This is a genomic window from Arthrobacter sp. P1_D12, from assembly GCF_056406175.1.
Genome location: NZ_JBFUAR010000007.1, coordinates 36,268 through 55,152, shown reverse-complemented (window position 1 = coordinate 55,152; position 18,885 = coordinate 36,268). Strand labels below are relative to the sequence as shown.

Here is an 18,885-nt window from a genome sequence, read left to right as displayed (position 1 = left end):
GCAGCAGGGGCCGGAGCGGGGTGCCAGTCAGACGACGGTGAGCGTGACGGTCGAGCCTTCCGGGGCCTTCGTGTCCACCGGATTCTGGTCCCGGACCGTGCCGAAGAAACCGCCGAGGATGTTATCGACCTGGACCTTGAAGCCGAGTTTCTCAAGGGCTTCCTGGGCCTCCGAGGCCTGCTTGCCGATGAAGCTGGGCACCTCGACGAGCTTCGGGCCCTTCGAGATGGTCAAGGTGACGGTGCCGCCCTTGGTCAGGTTGCCGGAGGCCGGGTCCTGCGCCAGCACCGCGCCCTCGGGGACATTCCTGTCGTTCACTGCTTCCGGGGCCACCACGGCCTTCAGGCCTGCATCCTCAAGGGACTTAACGGCGGCGTCCTGCCCCTGCCCGCGGACATCCGGGACCGGGATGGGCTGCGGGCCCTTCGAGACGGTCAGGCCCACTGGCGTCCCGTGCCTGACCGGGTTGCCGCTGCGCGGAGCCTGGGCAAGGACGGTTCCGGCAGGTGCCTTCTCGTCGAAGGTCTCGGTAATCGGGCCCAAAGCCATCTGGGCGCCGTTGAGCGTGGTCTTGGCCTCCTCCAGGCTCTTGCCGGCCAGTTCCGGCAGCGGGAACAGCTCCGGGCCCTTGGACACGGCCAGCGACACCGGCTGGAACTTGCGGATGACCTCGCCGGCGGTCGGCTCCGAGCCGACCACGAGCCCGGGCGAGACGTCGTCGTCGAAGACATCCTTCACGGTGGATTGGAAGCCGGCGGTGCGGAGCAGGTCCTGGGCCTCGGCAACGGTCTTGTTCGCCACCGGGGGAATCGTTCCCGGCGACCCCGGACCCATGCCGAAGAACCAGCCGGCGACGGCGGCGAGCAGCGCCGCGACGACGAGCAGGACGATCCACAGCAAGCCGCGGCGCCGGGGGTTGCCCTCGTGCAGGGTCCTGGTGGGCGTGGCGGCCGCGCGCTGGCGCGCCTTCTCCTCGTCCCGGTCCAGCTTGCGCTGGGCGCGTTTGCTGGGGGCAACCGCGCTCTCCGCCGGGCCGTCATACCCGGCGCCTTCGTAGGCCGCCTCGTCCGGGGTGGACAACGGTCCGTAGGCCGGACGCCGCGGGGCACCGGACATCACGGTGGTCGGGTTGCCGCTGGTGCGGGAAATCATCTCGGTGGGCCGGGCGAGGCTGCCGTATACCTCAGTCTGCAATTCCGTGGGCCTTTCGGCGGGCGGCAGCACGTGGGCCGTTGCCTGCGCGTCCGACGCCGGACCGGTACCGCCCGGAGGCCGGGTTGGCGGTGCTGCCACGGCCGGCAGGGTGCTGCGGGCCGCCGGCGGCTGGAGGTCGAGTTCGGCGTCGCTGAGGTTGGTCCTGATGTGCCGCAGTTCCGACAACAGGGCGCTGCCGTCGACGGGGCGCTTGTCCGGGTCCCGGTCCGTGCACCACTGGACGAGTTCGTCGATCTCCGCGGCCAGCCCGGGCACCTCCAGCGAAGGCGCTGCGACGGTGGAATTGACGTGCTGGTAGGCGACCTGGATGGGCACGTCGCCTTCGAACGGCTGCCGGCCCGTGATCATTTCGTAGAGCATGATCCCGACCGAATAGATGTCGCTGCGGGCATCTGCCTGTTTGCCCAGGACAAGTTCGGGGGAGATGTAGGCGACAGTCCCGATCAGGGCGCCCGTGCTCGTCGACGTCGAGATAGCGCGTGCCAGGCCGAAGTCGCCAAGCTTGATCCGCCCGTCGTCGGCGATCAGGACATTTTCGGGCTTGATGTCCCGGTGGATCATTCCGGCGGCGTGCGCGGCGCCGAGGCCTTCGACGACCGGATCGATCAGCGCCAGGGCCAGCCGCGGCGACAGGGCGCCCTTGTCATTGAGGACATCCCGCAGCGTGTGGCCCTTGATGAATTCCATCACCAGATATGCGAGCCGGCCGTCTTCGCCCTGGTCCAGGACGCCCACGACGTGCGGGTGGGAGAGCCGGGCGGCAGCCTTGGCTTCGCGGCCCAGCCGGTCAAGGAACTGCGGGTCGTCGGCCAGATGGGGATGGAGCACCTTCAGCGCGACATCACGCTCAAGGCGCTGGTCCGTGGCGAGGTACACGGTGGACATCCCGCCGCGGGCAAGCCTGGATTGAACCTGGTAGCGGTTGTCCACCAGGTTCCCTACGAGAGCATCCGACACGTATTCCTGCACCTTACAATCGTAGTCGCTGGACAGAAACGGGCCCGAATCAACATGCGATCCGGGCCCGTAGCGTCACGCTCCGCCGAAAGGGAGCCTGTGCTGGAGTCTGTAGTTGGCCGAACGGCCGGGTTTAGCCGAACAGCTGCCGGTTGGCCTTGATGGCGGCGACGTAGCCCTTGGTGTCCTCGAACATGCCGTTCTGGCTCACCGAGTACTGGCCCTGGTAGTAGCCGGCAATTGCGGTGTCCACATCCGGGCTCGTGCGGACCAACTGGCGGATGATCGCGATGCCTGCCGTGGCGTTGTCGTACGGATCGAGCAGGTTCAACTTGCGGCCCACCAGATCGGAAGCCCATTCGCCGGAGGACGGGATGACCTGCATGGTGCCGATCGCATTGGCCGGTGACACGGCACGCTGGTCGAAGCCGGATTCCTGGAAGGCAAAAGCCAGTGCAAGGCTGGCGTCCACGCCCATGCGCCGGGCCGTGTCCGCCACGATCGACTTCATCTGCTGGCGGGTGGGCACCGGAGAGGCATTGAGCAGCGCCTTGTTCTGGTTGGCCGAGCTGACCACCGCGGCCGGGTAGCTGAACCCGAGGAACGTGCTGGGCACGAGGGGCGTGGTGGTGGCAGGCGTGCTCGATGCCGGTGCGATGGTCGACGCGCCGGGGATGACGAGCTTCTGGCCGGGGTAGATGATGCTCGACATTGTCAGCCGGTTGGCCGACAGGACGTCCGAGAGCCTGACACCGTTGCGGGCCGCGATGCCCGAGAGGGTGTCGCCGGCCTTGATGGTGTAGGAGCCGGAACTGGCCGGCGCGGGCGCCGACGGCTTGGGTGCGGCGGCCGTCACCGGTGCGGAGGGGGCCGGCGCGCTGGAACCGCCGCCGACCTTGACCTTCTGGCCGGGATAGATCACGGAGCTCATCCCGAGCCCGTTCCACTTGAAGATCTCGGAAAGCCCAACGCCGTGGCGGGTGGCGATGGCGCTCAGGGTGTCGCCGGACTTAACGACGTACACGCTGCCGCCCGAGGCGGGCGTTGTCGGCGTCGACTTCGCCGGTGCGGACGGCTTGGGCGCTGCCGGCGCCGGCGACGAGCCCGTGAGCTTGATCTTCTGCCCCGGGTAGATGATGGTGTTCGCCTGCAGGTTGTTCAGCTTGAGCACGGCAAACGTGTCCAGGCCGTAGCGGCCGGCAATGGCACTGATGGTGTCGCCGCGGGCGATCGTGTAGACGGCCGGAGCAGCCGCCTGCGCGGGCCGCAAGGCGCTCGGCAGCGTCACCGGGACGGAGGCAGCCGGGATCACTGCCGCCTTCAGGGATGTCGCCGCGTCAGCCTTCGCCTGGGCACGCATGGCTGCCGCGAGCGTTGCCGGGACCGACCGCACCCGCGATTCGGCTGCGGCAGGCTGGGCGATCGCCAGGGAGGAAAGCACGACGGCGGGAAGCGCCGCCGTCGTCGCCGCGATAAGCGGCAGGCTGCGCCCCGGACGGAGCTGTGGCGAACGTGAGGTTGTCATTGGAAAGATCCTCTTCTCAGCGGCAACGCTGCGGTCAGGCCGGTAGAACTGGTGTTACCAGTGTGACAAAAGTTATTTCTGTTACAAATGTGATCTATGTGAATCTCTCATGAATTGGCAATTAGCACAAGAACCGTTTGACATTCCGCAAACCGGATTCCGGTGGAGTGTCGCCCGAAAGTCGTTCCAGTGGAGTCCCTCGGTGTTGCCGGGCGGCATTCCGGCTGGGCGGGACCGGCCATGGCCGCAGGGTGAATTCTGCGGATGCCGACTAGGCGGCGGGGCACCGGCCATGGCAATCTTTATGCGTGAGTAATGTAGAAAGCCTCGTGGGCGAATGGCTGCCCCTGCCCGATGTCGCACAGCTTCTGAACGTATCTATCACCAAGGTCCATGCATTGCTGGACGAGCGTGCGCTGGCGGCCGTGAGAATCGGCGACCGGCGCATCCGGTCCGTGCCTGCGGCTTTCATCCAGGACGGGCATGCGGTGGAGAGCCTGAAAGGCACCATCGTTGTTCTCTCAGACGCCGGATACTCGGATGAGGAACTGATCAACTGGCTCTTTACGCCGGACGATTCCCTCCGCGGCCGGCCCATTGACGCCCTGCGGGAAGGGCGCAAGACCGAAATTCGCCGCAGGGCACAATCACTGGCCTGGTAAAAGCACACCGGCAGCAACTGCGCCGGCAGCATCCCCCGGACGTGCCTGACGGGCCGTGCACTGCTCTTGCACCGTGCACGGCCCGCGGCGTTTCCAGGCACCCTATAAAAGGCGGTACTGCCGTGAGGGGCCGGGCTAAGCGGCGCGGCTGACCGTGGCTTCTGCCAGCCTCCGGAGCGCGGTTTTGGGCAGCTCCTGAAGCGGCAGCAGGTCCAGGGCGGCGAAGGCGGCCTTGCCGAACTCCTCGATGAGCACTTCCGTGGCCTGGAGTGCACCGCAGTCCACGATGATCCGCCGGATCTCCTCGATGTCCGCATCGCCGAGATCGGGGCTGCCCAGCTTGGCGTCGATGAACTCTGATTCAGCCGCCGAGGCCTGGTCCAGGGCGAAGGCCACCAGGACCGTGCGCTTGCCCTCACGGAGATCGTCCCCGGCAGGTTTGCCGGTGGTGACGGGGTCACCGAAGACGCCAAGGACATCGTCCCGCAGTTGGAACGCCTCGCCGAGCGGCAGCGCGAAGGCGGAATAGCCGCGCAGCAGCTCGTCGCCGGCGCCGGCCAGGGCGCCGCCGAGGGCGAGCGGGTGCTCGGTGGAATATTTGGCCGACTTGAACCGGATGATGGACTGGGCCCGGCTGACTGCCCCGGCGCGGTCCCGCCGGGGCCCGGCGACCTCTTCCAGGATGTCGAGGTACTGCCCGGCCATGACTTCTGCGCGCATGAGGTTGAAGATCAGCCGTGCCGGGCTGCCGGAGGCTGCCCGGTGTCCGATCTCCGTGAACGATTCCTCGCTGAAGGACAGGCACAGATCCCCGGTCAGGATCGCTGCCGCGTGGCCGAACCGCTCGCTGTCCAGCGCCCAGCCCTGGGCCTCATGCAGTTCAATGAACCTGCGGTGGACGCTGGGTCCGCCCCGGCGGGTGTCCGAGCGGTCAATGATGTCATCGTGGATCAGGGCCGCGGCCTGAAACAGCTCCAGGGCCGAGCCGGCCGTGACCACCTCGGCCGCGCCGGCTTCTCCGCCCGCGCCGCGCCACCCCCAGTAGCACATGAGCGCCCGCAGGCGCTTTCCGCCCGTGACCAGGTTTGAGATCGAGCCCATGAGCGGATCGATGTCCTGGGAGATCGAGGCCATAACTGCCTGGCGGCTGGTCAGGAACTCGGTGAGCTTGCCGGCGACGGCGGCCACGTAATCCGCCTGCTCGAGCCGCAGCTGTTCGGCGAGACTCACTTGACGGACTCGGCAGCGACGTTCGCACCGATCGTGAACGTGGACACCCCAGTTGTCTGCATGACGGAGATGTTCACGGTTTCGTTGTCCCCGCGCAGGAAGTCCTTGGACGGCAGGGCACCGACGGTTTCCCCGGGTACGGGCTTGAAGCCCTGCGCCTGCAGCCCCTTGGCGTAGAAAGCCAGGACATCGGCGGCGGGGGCGGTGATGCTGCCGACCAGTGCCGCGGTTGCCGGCACCGTGGTTTTGTCGAAGCTGCTGGAGACCACCTGTGCCCCGGGCATCAGCGGCAGGAGTTTCTGCGGGAAGCCGGGCACGAGGGCGCCGACTGTGGCTGACGTGCCGGGCGCCGCGGAAGGGCTGGGGGGAGCCGTGGTGGAGGACTGCGCAGAGGCGTCCGGGGTCGACGCCGGCGACGCCGCCGGGCTCCCGGTGCCGGCAGGCGTGCATGCGGCCAAGGCCAATAGCGCGCCAGCCGCCGCGATGGCGGCTGCGGCACGTTTGCGCTGTCCAAATACCTTCACAGGGACTTTCCTCCTGGGGTTGAAGCGGAATCAGCCTCCAGTTTAGTCAGTCCCCGGGCATAGGATTGAAGACGTGGGGCCGGACGCAGAGAATCAGCAGACAGTGCAGACGAATATGCACCCCAACGGGCCCTCGAATGCACAGCCCCAGGTCCAGCCCGCCGGCAGCCTGGGAGGGGACTCCCTGCTGGAACTGCGGCGCAGCAGCATCATGCACGTGGACATGGACGCCTTCTTCGTCTCCGTGGAGTTGCGCAGCCGGCCCGAGCTGAAGGGAAAGCCCGTGATTGTGGGCTACCCGGCAGACCGCTCCGTGGTGCTCTCCGCATCCTATGAGGCCCGCGCCTTCGGCGTCAGATCAGCGATGCCCATGGTGGTGGCGGCGCGGATGTGCCCCTCTGCTGTCATCATCGAGCCCCGCCACAAGCTGTACTACGAAGTGTCCGGCCAGATCATGGCAATCTTTGGTTCCATCACCGACCTCGTCGAGCCGCTCAGCGTTGATGAGGCGTTCCTGGACGTCGGGGGAGCCATCCGGAGGCTCGGGCCGCCACGGGAGATTGGCGAACTCATCAGGGCACGCGTGTTCCGGGAGCTGGGCATTACGGCATCAGTGGGCATCGCCGCCAGCAAGTTTGTGGCCAAGATCGCGTCCACCCGCTGCAAACCGGACGGACTGCTGCTGATCAGGCCGGAGGAAACCGTTCCCTACCTGCACAGCCTTCCCGTCAGTGCGCTCTGGGGAGTCGGCGGCAAGACCGTGGAGGTGCTGGCCCGCCGGGGCATCAGGACGGTGGCGGACGTGGCCGCGTCGCCGCTGCCTTCCCTGCGCAAGCTGCTGGGCGCATCGGGGGAGCATGTCTACCGGCTCTCCTGGGGCATCGATCCACGGCCCGTGACGCCGGTCCGCCTGGAAAAGAGCATTGGTGCCGAGGAGACGTTCGCCACCGACACCGCGGATGACGCGCTGCTTCACAGGGAGCTGCTGCGGCTTTCGCACCGGACGGCGGAGCGCCTCCGCAGTGCCGGCATGCACGCCCGCACCGTGGCTCTCAAGCTGCGCTACGCCGACTTTTCCACTATTACCCGCAGCCGCACCGTGAGCACACCGATCGACAGCGCCCAACTCCTGTACGCGGTGGCGGTGCAGCTCCTGGAATCGGTGGGTGAGCGGCCCATGACGGTCCGGCTGGTCGGCATCCGCGCCGAGCAGCTGGAAGAGGCCGCCGATGCCCCGCTTCAGCTCAGTCTTGACCGCCGGGACGACAACTGGCGGGCCGCCGAACAAGCCCTCGATGCTGTCACCCGGAAGTTCGGCAACAAGTCAGTCCTTCCGGCCCGGCTCCTGGATTCCGGGGGCGCCCCCGAGTAAGCCCGGCCGGAACCCCGGCGGGCCGCCCGTTCCCAAGTGTTCCGGCGGCGAAAGGGCCTTAAGACTGTCTTTCAGAACAGGCCGCGACAATCTATCCTTATTAATACCTAGGTTTAGGACTACTGGATCGACCGTTCGGGCGACCTGGCCAGCTAAGACCGGCGCGGGAGAGCTGAATTGCCCCCCTTTTCACCAATGGCGGTGACGGGGGAACCACTTCGGAATCCCGGGCGTTAGGGAATTAGGGCAATGGCCACGTCATGCCCGGACGTTGGCAGACTTGAGGAGGTCGTGATGCCGCTCTCGGAACACGAACAGAAGTTGCTGGAGCAACTTGAGAAGCAGCTGCATGAGGACGACCCAAAGTTTGCAAGCTCAATGGGATCGGTCCCCGGACGCTCATGGTCCACCCGCCACCTAGTCATCGGCGTGCTCGCGACTCTCGCGGGCGTCCTGCTGTTGTTGGTCGGGGTGTCGATGCAGAACATCTTTGTCGGGGTCCTCGGCTTTGTTGTGATGGGCGCCGGAGTCTATTTCGCCACGATGCGCAGTTCTGCGGTGGGCAAGTCCAGGGCAGCCGGCGGACGCAAGCAGGGCAAGCCCCGGAGTTCGTTCATGAGCAACCTCGAGCAGCGCTGGGACGAACGGCACGGGGGCGAGTCCTAAACCGCTCAGTGACGGCCCCGTAAAGTCCTCCACTTCCCGCCACCGGTCCGCCGGGGAGCGGCGCGAGACCCGCTTCGGCGGGTCTTTCGCCATTTAAGGCGGTAATTTCCGGCACCTTTGCTGCAGCATTGCTGGAATTTGGCTTCGATGGCGCCGTAATAAGGGACAACCGCGCCGAATTATTCGCTCCCGCGCCGGTGCGCCGCGTCAATCGGTGCGGGGTGGGAGGCAAGCAGGGAAAAATCGCTCCACTTTCCCCCGCCAGTCCCGATTCCCTGCAAATGCTGGGAAGAAGGGGGATAAACATCCGCAGAATTGTCTAAACATCCCGGGCGTGTCGTTGACTGTGGAGCGATGTGGAGTAATGTGGAGGACGTAAGAGGGTAGTGGCAGCACAGGGGACGTTGGACTTCCTAAAACAGACAGGCGGTGGGCCGTGTTTCTCGGCACACATTCGCCGCGTCTGGATGAAAAAGGTCGAATTATCCTCCCCGCGAAGTTCCGAGAGGAACTTGCCAGCGGGCTGGTTCTCACAAGGGGCCAGGAGCGTTGCATCTACGTCTTCAGTGAGGCGGAATTCGGCCGGGTTCACGAGCAGATGCGGGAGGCTCCAATTTCCTCCAAGCAGGCACGTGACTACATCCGTGTTTTCCTCTCTGGAGCCTCGGACGAGGTACCTGACAAGCAGGGGCGCGTGACGATTCCGCCGGCGCTCCGGGAGTATGCAGGTCTTGGCCGGGAACTCGCCGTCATTGGCGCAGGATCCCGGGCAGAGATCTGGGACGCCCAAGCCTGGAATGAGTACCTGGCCGAAAAGGAAACCGCCTTCTCGGAAACAGACGACGCCATCCCGGGGATTCTCTGAACCCCCACTGATCCACCAGCAAACAACGTTCCTTGATCGAGATCTCCAGCCGCCCATCCGGTTGTTGTCCTGGCTCACTTCCCCGGAGCCAGGCCGGCGCAGGATAGGCGCGGATGGGGATCTGGACCAAGGAACGTTGCGTAAGAGCAGTACCAAGCAATCCGCAACCAGCAAAGCTCAACAAGCAAAGCTCAAAAACAAACAAGGCCAACGAAAGGACGAAGGCATGACGGATCCCGACCAGGCGAAGCCGACGTCCGAACGCCATGTACCGGTCCTCAAGGACCGGTGCATCAATTTGTTGGCCCCCGGCATCGACGCCGCACGGAGCCGCGGCGAGACCCCCGTGGTGATCGACGCGACGCTCGGCATGGGCGGACACTCCGAGGCCCTCCTGGAGCGCTTCCCGGACCTTCACCTGATCGGCATCGACCGCGACGAGGAGGCCCTGGCACTGGCGGGGGCCCGGCTGGCGCCCTTCGAGAACCGGACCGACCTCGTTCACGCCGTCTACGACGAAATCCCGGACGTCCTCGAAGACCTGGGCTTCACCGAAGTCCACGGTGTGCTCATGGACCTCGGCGTATCGTCGCTCCAGCTGGACGAGCGGGAGCGCGGCTTCGCCTACTCCTTCGACGCGCCCCTGGACATGCGGATGGACACCAGCCGGGGCCAGACGGCCGCCGACGTCGTCAATAACTACAGCGAAGAAGAACTCGTCCGGATCATCCGGAAGTGGGGCGAAGAGAAGTTCGCCGGCCGCATCGCGAACAGGATCGTGGCCGCGCGCGCCGAAAAGCCCTTCACCACCACCGGCGAACTGGTCGACCAGATCCGGGCCGTGGTGCCAGCCGGTGCCGCCAAATCCGGCGGCCACCCCGCGAAGCGCACTTTCCAGGCGCTCCGGATCGAGGTCAACGAGGAACTGGACGTCCTCGAGCGCGCCATCCCGGCAGCGATCGAGGCCATCGCCCTCGGCGGCCGCGTGGTGGTCATGTCCTACCACTCCCTGGAAGACAAGATCGTCAAGGGCTTCTTCCAGGCCGGATCGAAGTCCTCGGCGCCGCTCGGCTTCCCGGTCGAACTCGAAGAGCACAAAGCCGAACTCAAAACCCTGACAAAGGGCACCGAGGTACCCACCGCCGCTGAAATCGCCGAAAACCCCCGCGCAGCTTCCGCCCGGCTGCGCGCCGTCGAACGCATCAAAGCCAGGAGAGCCGCATGAGCACCGCCGCCGTCAACAGCTACCCCGTTGCCCAGGGCGCCACTGCCCGTGCCCTGCCCGGCCTCCGCCCCGGCCTTGACCAGCCCCGCAAGGCACGCACCCCGCTGTCGGTGGTCCGATCCGTGCCGCGCAAGCGCCGCGCACCGTTCGTGGTGCTCTGCTTCGGACTCCTGGCGATTGCCCTTATGGCCGTGCTGGTCCTGAACATCTCCGTTTCCTCCGCCCAGTACCAGCTGGTCCAGCTCCGCAGTGAACAGACCACACTGACCAAGCAGAACCAGGACCTCACCCAGCAGGTGCAGAACTTCGACGCCCCGCAGAACCTGGCGGCCAAGGCCACGGAGCTGGGCATGGTGGCTTCGGTCGCCAAGGGCCAGATCGACCTCTCCACCCTCAACGTCACCGGCAAGGCCAAGCCGGCCGTCAAGGGTGATGCCCCGGGCGCCGTCATCGCTGCACCGGCCGTCGCCGGGCAGCTCACGGTGGTCCCGTCGGCCACGGAGAACGAGCCTCTCGCCCAGCGCAAGGCGGCGGACACCAAGCCGGCAGACACCAAACCGGCGGACACAGACAAGGCGCCGGCAGCTGTGAAGCCCGTACCGAAACCCGCCGCCCCCGCCGTGGAGCTCCACGGCGGCTCGGTTCCCGCCCCCGCACAGAAGACGCCGGGGCAGTAACGTTCACTGACCACCAGCAAGGCAAGCAGCAAGGACTCACCGTGGCGAAGAACTCCGGCAGGGCAAGCAAGGCGAAAGCCCCAAACCCCACCCGGCGGCTCCGCGTGGGGCTGGGCATCATGCTGGCGCTCCTGCTGGTGGTCGGCGGCAAGCTGTTCATGGTCCAGGGCCTGGACATCGGGGGACTGGCTGAGGCCGCCCTCAACAACCGGCTCACGCCCACCGTGCTGCCCGCGGAGCGCGGCAGCATCCTTGATTCCTCCGGCGCGGTCCTGGCCAGCAGCGTCATCCGCTACAACGTCGTGGTGGACCAGACAGTCAATACCAAGACCGAATCCTTCCGCCGGTTCGAGACCATCAACGGCAAGGACGAACTCGTCAAGGTCACCCGGGACCAGGGCATCTCCGAACTCGCCGCCGTGCTCGGCATGGACCGCGGCACCCTCCGCGATGCCCTGACAGGAACCCAGCGCTACTACATCGTGGCCAAGGACCTGAAGCCGGACGTCGAGGATAAGGTGTCCAAGCTGCAGATTCCCGGCGTCGTCACCGAAGGCACCAGCAAGCGGGTGTATCCCAACGGCTCCGTGGCCGGCGGAATTGTGGGTTTCCTCAAGGACGGCAGCACCGGACAGGCGGGCCTCGAACAGACCCAGGACGAGGTACTCAAAGGCACACCGGGCAAGCGGCTGTTTGAAATCGGCGCCGACGGACTGCGCATACCGGTGGGCGTGGACCAATTGACGCCGGCGGTGAACGGCAAGGACATCAAACTCACGCTGAACTCGGACCTGCAGTACTTTTCCCAGCAGGCGATCCAAAGCCAGAAGGACAAGCTCAGCGCCGAGTGGGGTGTGATTGTGGTCCAGGACGCCAAGACCGGAAACATCGTCGCCATGGCCGATACCGACTCCCCGGATCCGAACGACCCCGGCAAGGTTGCCGCCGAGGACCGCGGGGTCCGGGCAGTCACCGCCGCCTACGAGCCCGGCTCGGTGGAGAAGATGATCACGGCCGCAGCGGCGATCCAGGAAGGGAAGTCCAGCCCTCTGGACAGGTTCACCATTCCACCGACCTACACCGTGGACGGCCAGACCTTCAGCGACGCGTTCGAACACGGCACCGAGCAGCGGACGCTGGCGGGCATTGTCGGCTACTCCATGAATACGGGCACAGTCATGGTGGGCCAGCGGCTGAGCAAGGAACAGCGTTATGAGTGGCTGCGGAAGTTCGGCATCGGAGAGGCCCCCGACATCGGTCTGCCGGCCGAATCCAAGGGCATCCTGACCCCGGCCGACCAGTGGGACGGGCGCCAGCAGTACACCGTGCTCTTCGGCCAGGGCGTCGCCCAAACCACCCTCCAGACCGTCCGGGCCTACCAGAGCATCGCCAACGACGGCGTGATGCTCCAGCCCCGGTTGATCGACAGCTACATCAACCCGGACGGTGCCGAGGAAAAAGTCCCGGCCAAGGCTCCGCAGCAGGTCGTCTCCAAGGAGACGGCCAAACAGGTCCGCGACATCCTTGAGAGCGCCGTAACCGAGGGTGAGATCAAAGAGGCTGCCATCGACGGGTACCGGGTGGGTGCCAAGACCGGCACATCCGAATCGCCCTGCGACGACGGCAAATCAGGGTTCTGCGGCTATACAGCCTCCATCATCGGAATGGCGCCCATGGACGATCCGCGGTTTATTGTTGAGGTGGTCCTGCAACGGCCCAAGGGAAGCATCTTCGGAATCACCAACGGACCGGTGTTCCGTTCGGTGATGAGCCAGACGCTGCGCACATTCAACGTCCAGCCCTCCACCGGCGAACCCGCGCGGCTGCCGCAGTACGCCAAGTAGCGCCTGTTCCACCTGGCACCCGGAAGTCACCAGCCGACGCCACACCCATTGCCTGCGCGCCGGAGCATTTCCGCGTGCGCAGGTCCCGATCTACCAGTGCCGATTCATTCAGTGCCCGATTTTTTTCAGTGCCCGATTTTTTTCAGTGCCCGATTAGTTCAGTGCCCGATCCACTAGCACCACAACGGAGATCCACTTTGTCAGAGCTCACCGACCCCGATGCTTCCGCGCCGTCCGGCCATGACTCCACCCAGGGCTTCCGGCCCACTGCGGTTGCCGCAGTGCCGCTGGCAGCCATTGGCGCGGCGATTGGCGTCGCCGTTCCCGGTGCGTCCGGCTCCGTCCAGGTCATCGGGATCTCCCTGAACTCCCGGTCCGTCCGCCCGGGAGACCTGTACGTGGCCCTGCCGGGCGCCACACGGCACGGGGCCGACTTCGTGTCCCAGGCCGTCGACGCTGGCGCCGTGGCGGTCCTGACAGACGACGCCGGGGCGCGCCTGCTGGCCCTGGGCCATGACATCGCCGTCCCGGTGCTGCTGGCCCACGAGCCGCGCAGCGTGGTCGGCCGGCTGTCCGCGCTCATCTACCAGAGCAGGCCCGACGGCGCCGGGGCGCCGGCCCTCTTCGGGGTGACAGGCACCAACGGCAAGACCACCACCACCTATTTCATCAATGCCCTGCTGCGGGCGCTGGGCAAGCGGACCGGGCTGATCGGGACGATTGAGATCCTGGCCGGCGGGGAGCCGATACCGAGCCTGCTGACCACGCCCGAATCCACGGATGTGCACGCGCTGCTGGCGCTCATGCGCGAACGCGGGCTCGATGCCGCCTCCATGGAGGTTTCCTCGCACGCCGTGTCCTTCCACCGCGTCGACGCCGTGGTGTTCGACGTCGCCGGCTTCACGAACCTCACCCAGGACCACCTGGACCTGCACGGGACCATGGAGGAATACTTCCAGACCAAAGCCCGGCTGTTCACGCCGGAACGCGCCCGCGCCGCCGTCGTGACCATCGATGATGACTGGGGCCGCAAGCTCGCGGCCGCCGCCGAAATCCCGGTCACGACCCTGGTCACGGCCGGGGCCGACGGCGCCGGGCCGGCTGACGCCGACGGGACCGCGGACTGGACCGTTGCCCGGACTGCTCCGCGGGGCCTCGGCTCCGACTTCGTCCTCCGGCACCGCGACGGCGCCGAGCTGCGCGTTCACACGGGCCTGCCGGGCGGCTTCAATGTCGCCAATGCAGCGCTGGCCACAGTGATGGTCCTCGCCGGCGGCCACGAGCCGGCCGCGGTGCAGGCCGCCCTCGACGCCGCGGATCCCTTCACCGTTGCGGTGCCGGGCCGGATGCAGCTCGTGTCCACGGCCCCGGCCGCCGTGGTGGACTTCGCGCACAACCCCGACGCGCTGGCCCGTGCCCTCGAAGCCGTCCGGTCCCCGGAACCCGGATCCAAAGTGATCATCGTTTTCGGCGCCACCGGACAGCGGGACCAGGGCAAACGCCCCGCGATGGGGGCCATCGCGGCGCGGCTGGCGGACACCGTGATTGTCAGCGACGACGATCCCCACGACGAGGACGCGGCGGCCATCCGCGCGGACGTCCTTGCCGGGGCCCTGGCGGCCAAGGATGACGAAGGCCTGGACTGCACAGTCCTGGAGGTCTTCCCGCGCGACGCCGCCATCCTGAAGGCCGTAGAGCTCGCCGGAGCCGGGGACACCATCCTCGTAGCCGGGCGCGGGCACGAGGTCTGGCAGGAAGTCAAGGGAGTCAACCTGGCACTGGATGACCGGGTGGAGCTTCGGAACGCCTTGACAGCACGGGGATTCACCGTTCTCGAAGACCACCGGATAGAGTCCTAAACCGAGATGATTGCATTTACAGCGGCGGAAATCGCCGACATAACCAACGGCCGGCTCGCCGCGGAACCGGGAATTACCCCCGCCTCCGTGGTGACCGACTCCCGCGAGGCCACGGCGGGTTCCCTCTATGTGGCCAAACCGGGGGAGAACGCCGACGGACACGACTTCGTCGGCGCAGCCTTTGACCGGGGTGCCGTATTGGCGCTCGTGGAGCGCGAAGTGGCCGACGCCGCCGGAACGGACTATCCCGCCGTCGTCGTTGAGGACGCTGTCCTCGCCATGGGCGCGCTGGCCGCCGAAGCCGTCCGCCGGATCCGCACCAGCCGCGCCGCGGCCGGCGCCGCTTTCACCGTGGTCGGCATCACCGGCTCCGCCGGCAAGACCACCACGAAGGACCTGCTCGCCGGAATCTTCACGGCCGCCGGCGCCGAAGGTGCCACAGTTGCACCGCAAGGGTCCTACAACGGCGAGATCGGCGTGCCGCTCACAGTCTTCAAAGCCGACTTCGACACCCGCTACCTCGTCATCGAGATGGGCGCCACGGGCATCGGCCACATCCAATACCTCGCGGACATGGTCCGGCCGGAGATCGGCGTCGTCCTCGGCGTCGGCTCCGCCCACGCCGGCGAGTTCGGCGGCGTCGAGAACATCGCTGTCGCCAAGGGCGAACTCGTGGAGGCGCTCCCGGCCGGGGGCACCGCCGTGCTGAACCTGGACGACTCCCGCGTCGCCGCGATGGCCACCCGGACCCGGGCCCGCGTGCTCGGCTACACCTCACGCGCGGCCGGCACCGGCCCGGACAACACCATCCAGGCCGACGTGGCCCAAGCCGATGTGGTGAGAGCCGCGGATGTGGAACTGAACGCCGACGGCCACCCGGAATTTGAGCTCTACCTGCCCGCCGAGGTGACGGCACAGCAAGGACCAACCCGGCACCACGTCGCCGCCAAGCTGATCGGCGCCCATCACATGGCCAACCTCCTCGCGGCCGCGGCCGCGGCGCACGCGGCCGGCATCCCCGGCGCGCAGATCGCGGCCTCGCTCAGCGCGCAGACCGCCGCCAGCCGCTGGCGGATGGAGCGCACGGAGCGTCCCGACGGCGTGACTGTCATCAACGATGCCTACAACGCCAACCCGGAGTCCATGCGGGCAGCACTGCGGACGCTGGCCGAACTGGGCCGCGGCCGCCGCACCTGGGCGGTCCTGGGCGCCATGCTGGAACTGGGCCCGGATTCCATCCGCGAGCACATGGCAGTCGGCACCCAGGTGGTGCGGCTGAACATCTCGCGGCTCGTCGTGGTGGGCCGGGAGGCGCGGTCGCTGTATGTCTCCGCCGTCAACGAAGGCTCCTGGGGCGACGAATGCGTTTTCGCCGAGACGGCGGACGAGGCCTACGAGCTTCTCCAAGCCGAGCTCCAGCCCGGCGACCTGGTCCTGTTCAAGTCATCGAACGGCATCGGGCTGCGCCACTTGGGGGATCGGATAGCATTACCCCCACATGCCACCCAAGACTCTCCCGAGCGACCTGCTGAGGGAACTGCTGCCACCGCCACAGAAGGGAGTGCACAGCTGTGATTGCACTGCTGATGGGCGCCGGAATGGCGCTGCTCCTCGCGTTTGTGGGCACCCCGCTGTTCATCCGGTTCCTGGTCCGCAAGGGCTACGGACAATTCATCCGGGACGACGGACCCACCTCCCACCACACCAAGCGGGGCACACCCACAATGGGCGGTACCGTGGTGGTCGTGGCGGTCCTGGTCAGTTACGGGCTCACGCACCTGATCATGTGGATGATGAACCCGCACTCACCGGGGCCAAGCGCCTCCGGGCTTCTCCTGCTCTTCCTCATGGTGGGCATGGGGCTGGTCGGATTCCTGGATGACTTCATCAAGATCTCCAAACAGCGCAGCCTGGGCCTGGACGCCAAGGCCAAGCTGATCCTCCAGGGCGCCGTTGGCATCATCTTTGCCGTGCTGGCGCTGAACTTCCCGAATGCCGCGGGCCTGACCCCGGCGTCCACCCAGATCTCGCTGGTGCGCGATATTCCGTGGCTTAACCTCGCGTTCGCCGGAACCGTGCTCGGCGCCATCTTGTTCGTGCTGTGGTCCAACCTGATCGTCACGGCCGCGACCAATGGCGTGAACCTCACCGACGGCCTCGACGGCCTGGCCGCCGGCGCTTCCGTCATGGTGTTCGGGGCCTACACGCTCATGGGCATCTGGCAAAGCAATCAGGCCTGCGGATCCCCGAGGCAGGCCGGCAGCGGCTGCTACTCGGTCCGCGACCCTCTGGACCTGGCCCTGCTGGCCGCCATCCTGAGCGCGGCGATGGTCGGGTTCCTGTGGTGGAACACCTCGCCAGCAAAGATCTTCATGGGCGACACCGGCTCTCTAGCCATCGGCGGCGCCGTCGCAGCCTTCGCGATCCTGTCCCGCACTGAACTGCTGCTGGCCTTCATCGGCGGGCTCTTCGTCCTCATCACGCTCTCGGTCATCATCCAGGTGGGCTACTTCAAAATCACCAAGGGCAAACGGTTCTTCAAGATGGCACCGCTCCAGCACCACTTCGAACTCAAGGGCTGGGCCGAAGTCACGGTGGTGGTCCGGTTCTGGATCCTGTCCGGGTTGTTTGTCGCCGCCGGCCTGGGCATCTTCTACGCCGAATGGGTGGTGCTGCTGTGACCAGTCCCATCCCCGCCCCGCTCACCACCTCGCCCCGGCTGCAGGGACTCACCACCTGGGATTCCGACTGGGCCGGCCTGCGCGTCGTGGTCACCGGCATCGGCGTCTCCGGATTCGCCGCCGCCGACACCCTCATTGAACTCGGCGCCCGGGTGGTGGTGGTGGACGCCGCCACCAGCGCCAAGGCGCTGGCCCAGGCCGACACGCTCCGGATCGTCGGCGCCGTGGACGTCCTGCTGGGCGAGGAAGCGGTGGAGTCCGTTCCGAAGATCGACGGGCAGAAGCCGGACCTGGTGGTCACTTCCCCGGGCTGGCGCCCGGACCAGGCCCTGCTCGCCGCAGCGGCGCGGGCGCACATTCCGGTGTGGGGCGACGTCGAGCTCGCCTGGCGGCTCCGCGAACGCGAGGGACGCAAGACCGCCGACTGGCTGGCCATCACCGGCACCAACGGCAAGACCACCACGGTCGGCCTGACCGAATCCATGCTTCAGGCCGCCGGCCTGAAAGCGATCGCCGTAGGCAACGTCGGAACCCCGATCCTGGACGCCCTGCGCGATCCCGTGGACTACGACGCCTTCGCGGTGGAACTGTCCAGCTTCCAGCTGCACTGGAGCCACTCGGTGTCGCCGGTGGCCAGCGTGTGCCTCAACGTCGCTGAAGACCACGTGGACTGGCATGGCTCCTACGCCTCCTACCTGGCCGACAAAGCCAAGGTCTACGCGAACACGCAGAAGGCGTGCATCTACAACGCCGAGCAGATCGAGACCGAACGCATGGTCGAGGACGCGGACGTGGTGGAAGGCTGCCGGGCCGTGGGATTCACCACACTGACCCCGGCCATCAGCATGCTCGGCGTCGTGGAAGGGCTGCTGGTTGACCGGGCGTTCATCGCCGAACGCAAGGACAGCGCGGCCGAACTCGCCTCGATCGCCGACCTGGGACCGGTGGCGCCGCGCCACATGGTGGCCAACGCGCTGGCAGCCGCTGCCCTGGTCAGGGCCTACGGGGTGGAGCCATCGGCTGTGCGCCAGGGCCTGCTGAACTACCTTCCGGGAGACCACCGGATCCAGCTGGTGGCCCGGCATGAGGGTGTGCTGTGGATCAACGATTCCAAAGCCACCAACCCCCACGCCGCCGCCGCCTCGTTGTCCGCGTTCCAGAATGTGGTGTGGATCGCGGGAGGCTTGTCCAAGGGCGTGAATTACGACTCCCTGATCCAGGAACAGGGCAGCCGGCTCAAGGCCGTGGTCCTGATCGGCGCGGACTCCAGCGACCTGCAGGCCGCCCTGAAGCGACACGCGCCGGATGTCCCCGTGATCGGGCAGGGCAAGGGCGAGACTGAAGACGTGCAGACTGCCGGTACGGCCAAAGCCGACGCAGGCCCTTCGCCGATTTTCGGCGAGACTGTGATGGCCCAGGCCGTTGCCTCGGCGGCGCAGCTGGCCGCCTCCGGGGACACTGTGCTGCTAGCCCCGGCGGCTGCTTCCATGGACCAGTTCTCTTCCTATGCTCACCGTGGCGATGCCTTCATCGAAGCTGTCCACGAGCTCGTGGAAGGGCAGGCTCAGACCAGCGAGGAGTAA

The 18,885-nt window shown here is 66.8% G+C and carries 15 protein-coding genes; 11 read left to right on the top strand and 4 right to left on the bottom strand.

The features are described from left to right. Positions 1-27: 27 nt before the first annotated feature. Positions 28-2,184: a Stk1 family PASTA domain-containing Ser/Thr kinase gene (locus tag AC1DZV_RS07175; protein WP_476951997.1), complete on the bottom strand. Its 2,157-nt coding sequence runs from the start codon at positions 2,182-2,184 to the stop codon at positions 28-30. Positions 2,185-2,305: 121 nt separating this feature from the next. Continuing rightward, entirely contained in the window at positions 2,306-3,697 is a 1,392-nt protein-coding gene (locus AC1DZV_RS07170; protein ID WP_476951998.1) for a lytic transglycosylase, read from the bottom strand. A 308-nt stretch (positions 3,698-4,005) separates the two neighbouring features. Between AC1DZV_RS07170 and AC1DZV_RS07165 the strand changes: the two genes are divergently transcribed. Continuing rightward, positions 4,006-4,359, top strand: a complete 354-nt coding sequence (locus AC1DZV_RS07165) for an Rv2175c family DNA-binding protein (protein WP_026266238.1) — start codon at positions 4,006-4,008, stop codon at positions 4,357-4,359. Between the two features lie 135 nt (positions 4,360-4,494). Here AC1DZV_RS07165 and AC1DZV_RS07160 read toward each other — a convergent pair whose 3' ends face one another. After that, positions 4,495-5,589, bottom strand: a complete 1,095-nt coding sequence (locus AC1DZV_RS07160; protein ID WP_079553917.1) for a polyprenyl synthetase family protein — start codon at positions 5,587-5,589, stop codon at positions 4,495-4,497. After that, on the bottom strand, positions 5,586-6,113 hold the full coding sequence (locus tag AC1DZV_RS07155) for a hypothetical protein (RefSeq protein ID WP_476951999.1): 528 nt from the start codon (positions 6,111-6,113) through the stop codon (positions 5,586-5,588). The genes AC1DZV_RS07160 and AC1DZV_RS07155 overlap by 4 nt, the downstream gene beginning before the upstream one ends. A gap of 115 nt (positions 6,114-6,228) precedes the next feature. Between AC1DZV_RS07155 and dinB the strand changes: the two genes are divergently transcribed. The 10 genes from dinB to murD all read left to right on the top strand — a co-directional run bounded on the left by dinB (position 6,229) and on the right by murD (position 18,885). After that, a complete protein-coding gene (dinB, locus tag AC1DZV_RS07150; RefSeq protein WP_476952025.1) occupies positions 6,229-7,485 on the top strand; it encodes a DNA polymerase IV in 1,257 nt (418 codons plus the stop codon). A 294-nt stretch (positions 7,486-7,779) separates the two neighbouring features. Further along, the gene (locus AC1DZV_RS07145) at positions 7,780-8,151 is read left to right on the top strand and encodes a DUF3040 domain-containing protein (RefSeq protein WP_476952000.1); all 372 of its coding nucleotides are present in this window, start codon (positions 7,780-7,782) and stop codon (positions 8,149-8,151) included. Positions 8,152-8,587: 436 nt separating this feature from the next. Beyond that, the gene (gene mraZ, locus AC1DZV_RS07140; protein WP_028275887.1) at positions 8,588-9,016 is read left to right on the top strand and encodes a division/cell wall cluster transcriptional repressor MraZ; all 429 of its coding nucleotides are present in this window, start codon (positions 8,588-8,590) and stop codon (positions 9,014-9,016) included. Between the two features lie 226 nt (positions 9,017-9,242). Continuing rightward, positions 9,243-10,241 (top strand): 16S rRNA (cytosine(1402)-N(4))-methyltransferase RsmH, encoded by a 999-nt coding sequence (gene rsmH, locus AC1DZV_RS07135; protein WP_476952001.1) that lies wholly within the window; start codon positions 9,243-9,245, stop codon positions 10,239-10,241. Continuing rightward, positions 10,238-10,918 (top strand): cell division protein FtsL, encoded by a 681-nt coding sequence (gene ftsL / locus AC1DZV_RS07130; protein WP_476953335.1) that lies wholly within the window; start codon positions 10,238-10,240, stop codon positions 10,916-10,918. The genes rsmH and ftsL overlap by 4 nt, the downstream gene beginning before the upstream one ends. Positions 10,919-10,959: 41 nt before the next feature. Beyond that, complete coding sequence (locus AC1DZV_RS07125) at positions 10,960-12,762, top strand: peptidoglycan D,D-transpeptidase FtsI family protein (RefSeq protein ID WP_476952003.1); 1,803 nt, start codon at positions 10,960-10,962, stop codon at positions 12,760-12,762. 197 nt (positions 12,763-12,959) lie between these two features. After that, positions 12,960-14,621 carry a UDP-N-acetylmuramoyl-L-alanyl-D-glutamate--2,6-diaminopimelate ligase gene (locus tag AC1DZV_RS07120; RefSeq protein WP_476952004.1) on the top strand — a complete coding sequence of 554 codons (1,662 nt, stop codon included), beginning with the start codon at positions 12,960-12,962 and terminating at the stop codon, positions 14,619-14,621. A gap of 6 nt (positions 14,622-14,627) precedes the next feature. Continuing rightward, positions 14,628-16,196, top strand: coding sequence for a UDP-N-acetylmuramoyl-tripeptide--D-alanyl-D-alanine ligase (locus AC1DZV_RS07115; RefSeq protein ID WP_476952005.1), 1,569 nt, complete (start codon positions 14,628-14,630; stop codon positions 16,194-16,196). Continuing rightward, positions 16,193-17,302: a phospho-N-acetylmuramoyl-pentapeptide-transferase gene (mraY, locus tag AC1DZV_RS07110; protein WP_028275881.1), complete on the top strand. Its 1,110-nt coding sequence runs from the start codon at positions 16,193-16,195 to the stop codon at positions 17,300-17,302. The genes AC1DZV_RS07115 and mraY overlap by 4 nt, the downstream gene beginning before the upstream one ends. Next, on the top strand, positions 17,284-18,885 hold the full coding sequence (gene murD, locus AC1DZV_RS07105; RefSeq protein WP_476952006.1) for a UDP-N-acetylmuramoyl-L-alanine--D-glutamate ligase: 1,602 nt from the start codon (positions 17,284-17,286) through the stop codon (positions 18,883-18,885). Before mraY ends, murD begins: the two co-directional genes overlap by 19 nt.

What these genes read in the sequence shown, in the direction of transcription:
- AC1DZV_RS07170 (WP_476951998.1), bottom strand. Translation starts at nt 3,697, where the DNA reads ATGACAACCTCACGTTCGCCACAGCTCCGTCCGGGGCGCAGCCTGCCG.
- rsmH (WP_476952001.1), top strand. Translation starts at nt 9,243, where the DNA reads ATGACGGATCCCGACCAGGCGAAGCCGACGTCCGAACGCCATGTACCG.
- AC1DZV_RS07115 (WP_476952005.1), top strand. Translation starts at nt 14,628, where the DNA reads ATGATTGCATTTACAGCGGCGGAAATCGCCGACATAACCAACGGCCGG.
- ftsL (WP_476953335.1), top strand. Translation starts at nt 10,238, where the DNA reads ATGAGCACCGCCGCCGTCAACAGCTACCCCGTTGCCCAGGGCGCCACT.
- murD (WP_476952006.1), top strand. Translation starts at nt 17,284, where the DNA reads ATGGGTGGTGCTGCTGTGACCAGTCCCATCCCCGCCCCGCTCACCACC.
- AC1DZV_RS07145 (WP_476952000.1), top strand. Translation starts at nt 7,780, where the DNA reads ATGCCGCTCTCGGAACACGAACAGAAGTTGCTGGAGCAACTTGAGAAG.
- dinB (WP_476952025.1), top strand. Translation starts at nt 6,229, where the DNA reads ATGCACCCCAACGGGCCCTCGAATGCACAGCCCCAGGTCCAGCCCGCC.